At 75.0% G+C, this 4014-nt stretch carries 2 protein-coding genes; both read left to right on the plus strand.

From position 1 onward, the window contains the following. On the plus strand, nt 1-1803 hold a 1803-nt coding region (locus tag ACYVE9_RS18060), incomplete at its 5' end, for a non-ribosomal peptide synthetase (protein ID WP_461028916.1). A 16-nt stretch (nt 1804-1819) separates the two neighbouring features. Beyond that, nucleotides 1820-4014 (plus strand): polyketide synthase (locus tag ACYVE9_RS18065; protein ID WP_461028917.1); only part of this gene is annotated, 2195 nt, incomplete at its 3' end.

The raw sequence follows: 4014 nt of genomic DNA on the forward strand, positions 1-4014 counted from the left end.
CGCGCGGCCGGAGCCCGCCCCGGGACCACGGTCTGCCTCCGGCTCGAACAGAGCGCCGTCGCGGTCGTCGCCGTCCTCGCCGCGCTCCGCGTCGGCGCCGCCTGGGCCGCGCTAGAGCCCGACCTTCCCGAAGCCAGACTCCGAGCTCTCCTGCACGACACCGACTGCGCCGTCGTCATCGGCAGCCGGGACGACCGGACCCTGGCCCGCCTTCCCGACCCGCCGCCCCTCCTGCCCGCCGAGGACCTCGACCCCACCGCCCTCGCCGAAGCCGGGGCCCGCACGGCCGCATCCGCCGCGCCCCCAGTCCCGGAGAACGCCCCCGCCTACCTCATCTACACCTCGGGCTCCAGCGGCCCGCCCAAAGGCGTCGTGGTCACCCGCCGCCAACTCGCAGACTCCGTCCGCCCGCGCGGCACCGTCTACGGCACCGCCCCCTCGGTCTTCCTGATGGCGATGCGCCTCTCCTTCGACGGCATGCTCGCCGGCATGTTCTGGTCGTTCTCCCACGGCCACACCCTGCTGCTGCCGACCGCGCGCGAACTCCAGCTCGCTCCCGAGTTCACCCGGCTCGCCCACCGCCACCAGGCGACCCACCTCGTCGTCGTACCGTCCTACTACCGGCTGCTCCTCGCCGGCTCCGAACGGCTCCCCCACAGCCTCCGGGTCGTCGTCGTCGCCGGTGAGGTCTGCACGCCCGAGCTGGTCAGGACCCATCGCACGCAGCTGCCGGGCGCCCGGCTCGTCAACGAGTACGGGCCCACCGAGACCGTCGTCTCCTGCACCGTCGAGAGCCGGCCCGACCCCGACGCGGAACGCGTCCCCATCGGCCGCCCCTGGCCCGGCGCCACCGCCCACGTCCTGGACGACCGGCTGCGCGAGACGGGCCCCGGAGAAAAGGGCGAGCTGTACATCGGCGGAGCCTTCGTCGCCCTCGGCTACGCCCGCGCGCCCGGGCTCACAGCCGAACGCTTCGTCGCCTCCCCGTTCGGCCCCCCCGGAGCCCGCCTCTACCGCACCGGCGACATCACCCACCGCGACGCCACCGGTGCACTGCACTACCACGGCCGGACCGACCAGCAGGTGAAGATCCGCGGCACCCGCGTCGAACTCGGCGACATCGAGGCCGCCCTCGAAGTCCATCCCGCCGTCGACCAGGCCGTCGTGACCTGCGCACGGCCGCAGGACGGCGAACCGGTCCTGACCGCGTTCCTCACCCCCGCACCGGGCCGGACCGTCCCCGACCCCCGGGAACTGCGCCGCCACTGCCGCTTCCACCTCGTCGAGCAGGCGCTGCCGCACCGGTTCGTCGAGCTCGACCGGATGTCCCTCACCTCCACCGGCAAGGCCGACCGCAGGTCCCTCGCCGCCCTCGTACCCGCCCCGGGAGAGCCCGGCTCCCGGCCCGCGGACAGGGACGCGGACAGGGACGGGGACAGGGACGGCGGCGGGGACGGGGGCGAGCGGACCGCGTCCCGTGCCGGAGTGCCCCGGCCCGGAACCGAGGACGGGCCGTCCGCGCTCCGGAACACGGTCCGGGAGATCTGGGCCGAGGTGCTGGGGCACGAGGACGCAGGCCCCCACGACAACTTCTTTCGCGTCGGCGGCAACTCGCTCAAGGTCATCGAGCTGTACAGCGCCCTGGAGGAGCGGTGGCCCGGAACGGTACGTGTGGGGGAACTGTTCGACCTCACCACCATCGCCGCCCAGACGGCCGCCCTCGAAGAACGGACCGCGAACACCGGCGACGGGGGCCCTCCGCCACTGCTCGCCCAGCCCGCCCCGGTCGCCTACGAGCTGTGACGAAGGAGTGTTCCGCGTGAAGGCGCAGACAACCGGTGCCGCCCCGGGCGGCATCGCGGTGATCGGCATCGCGACCCGCCTGCCCGAGGCGGCCGACCTCACGACCCTGCGCGCGAACCTCCGCGCCGGACGGGACTCCGTACGCCCCGTCCCCCCGCAGCGGATCGCCGCCACCGGCCTCGACCCGGAACCTGACTATCCCGACATGGGCTACCTGGACCGGATCGACCTCTTCGACCACGAGCGATTCGGCCTCTCCCGCCACGAGGCGGAGGTCACCGACCCGCAGCACCGGCTGGCGCTCCACCTCACCCAGGAGGCGCTGGAGAACGCCGGGTACACCTCCGCGGCGCTGCGCGACAGCCGGACGGCCGTGGTGTTCAGCTCGCCCGGCAACGGATACCTGCCGTTCGTCAGCGAACCCGGCACCCTCAGCCTCATGGGCAACATGCCCTTCGCGCTCCCCGCCCGCGTCGCCCACCGCTTCGCCCTCACCGGCCCCTGCTACGGCGTCGACACCGGGTGCAACGGCTCGCTCGTCGCCGTCCACCAGGCCTGCCGCGAACTCCGGGACGCGGAAGCGGGGTACGCGGTCGTCGGTGGCGTGAGCCTGCGCCACGCCATCGCTCCGGCGGCAGCCGTCGGCGACTTCCCCGGCATCGCCTCGCCCACCGCCCGCTCCCGCGCCTTCGACGCGGCGGCGGACGGCGCGGGCGCCGGAGAGGGCGGCGCGGTCCTGCTCCTCACCACCCTCGAACGCGCCCTGGACGAGGGCGCGCACGTGCACGCGGTGATCCGGGGTACCGCCACCGCGCACAACGGCCGCCACTCCGCCACCATCGCCACCCCCAGCGCCCGCGCCCAGGCCGACGTCATCAACCGCGCCTGGGACCGGGCCGGCCTCGACCTCGCCACGGCCGGCTACCTGGAGGCCCACGGCTCCGGCACCCGGCTGGGCGACGCCGTCGAGGTGGAGGGCCCGGCCCTCGCGCGCCGGGGACGGGGCGGCACCCTCCCGATCGGCTCCCTGAAGACGAATCTCGGCCACCTCGACCACGCGGCCGGTATCGCCGGTCTGGTCAAGGCGATCCTCAGTGTGCGGCACGCGGAGCTGTACCCGTCCCTGCACTTCCGGCAGGCCGCACCGGAGGTGGACCTGACCGGCGCCGACCTCGACGTGGTGACCTCGCTGCGGCCGTGGCGGTCCGCCGGCCCCCGGCGGGCCGGCGTCAGCTCCTTCAGCCTCGGCGGGGTCAACGCGCACTGCGTGGTCGAGGAGCCGCCCGCGCTGCCGCGCCCGGCCCAGGACGGCACGGCCCGGCTGATCGGCGTCTCGGGGCGCACCGAGGCCGACCTGTACGCGGTGTGCGAGCGGCTCTCGCTGGCGCTCCGCTCCGGCGATGTCGCCCTCGACGACGTGGCACGGACCCTGAACACGGGCCGGGAGCACCATCCCTTCCGGCTGGCCGTGGTGGCCGACCGCACCCGGCACCTCGCGGCCGAACTGGCGGCGGCGGTGACCTGGAGCGGGGTGGACAGGCGAGGAGTGGGGCCGTCCCCGGCGTGGCCGGAGGCCGCCGCGGCCTCGGGAGCCACGGCTGCCCCGGAGCCGCAGGGGACCCAGGGGGCTTCCGTGCCCGCGCGGCCCCGTGTCGTGTTCCTCCTGTCAGGCGACGCGGCACCGCCCTCCGGGCTTTTCGGCACGGACCCCGGTACCCTCCCGCTCCCGGAGCACGACGCCGGTGCCGTACGGGGACAGCTGGCCGCCCACGCCGCGCTGGTCCGGGCGGGGATCACCCCGGACGGACTGATCAGCTCCGGACTCTCCCGCTACGCGGTCCGTCACCTCAACGGCACCCTCACCGACGAGGACCGCAGGAAGCTGTCCGAGGGGGGCGTCACCGCCCCGCCCCTGGACGCGGACCGTCTGAGGTCCGTTGCCGATGAGCAACTCGCCCTTGGTCCAGTGGTGTTCGTGGAGCTGGGCTCCCGGGGCGAGCTCAGCGACCTGCTGGCCGAGCACCTCGCCGGCCGGCCTGGCGCCGAGGTGCTCTCCATCGCAACCGCCACGGACGGCGTGCCTGGCGTACTGGCCCGGCTCTACGAGCGGGGCCACGACCTGGACTGGAGCACCCAGACCCCGCCGGAAGCCCGGCTGGTGCCCCTGCCGGGCGAGCCGTTCCGGGGCGTGCCGTGCTGGGCGCGGCACCC

The organism is Streptomyces sparsus, from assembly GCF_054776295.1.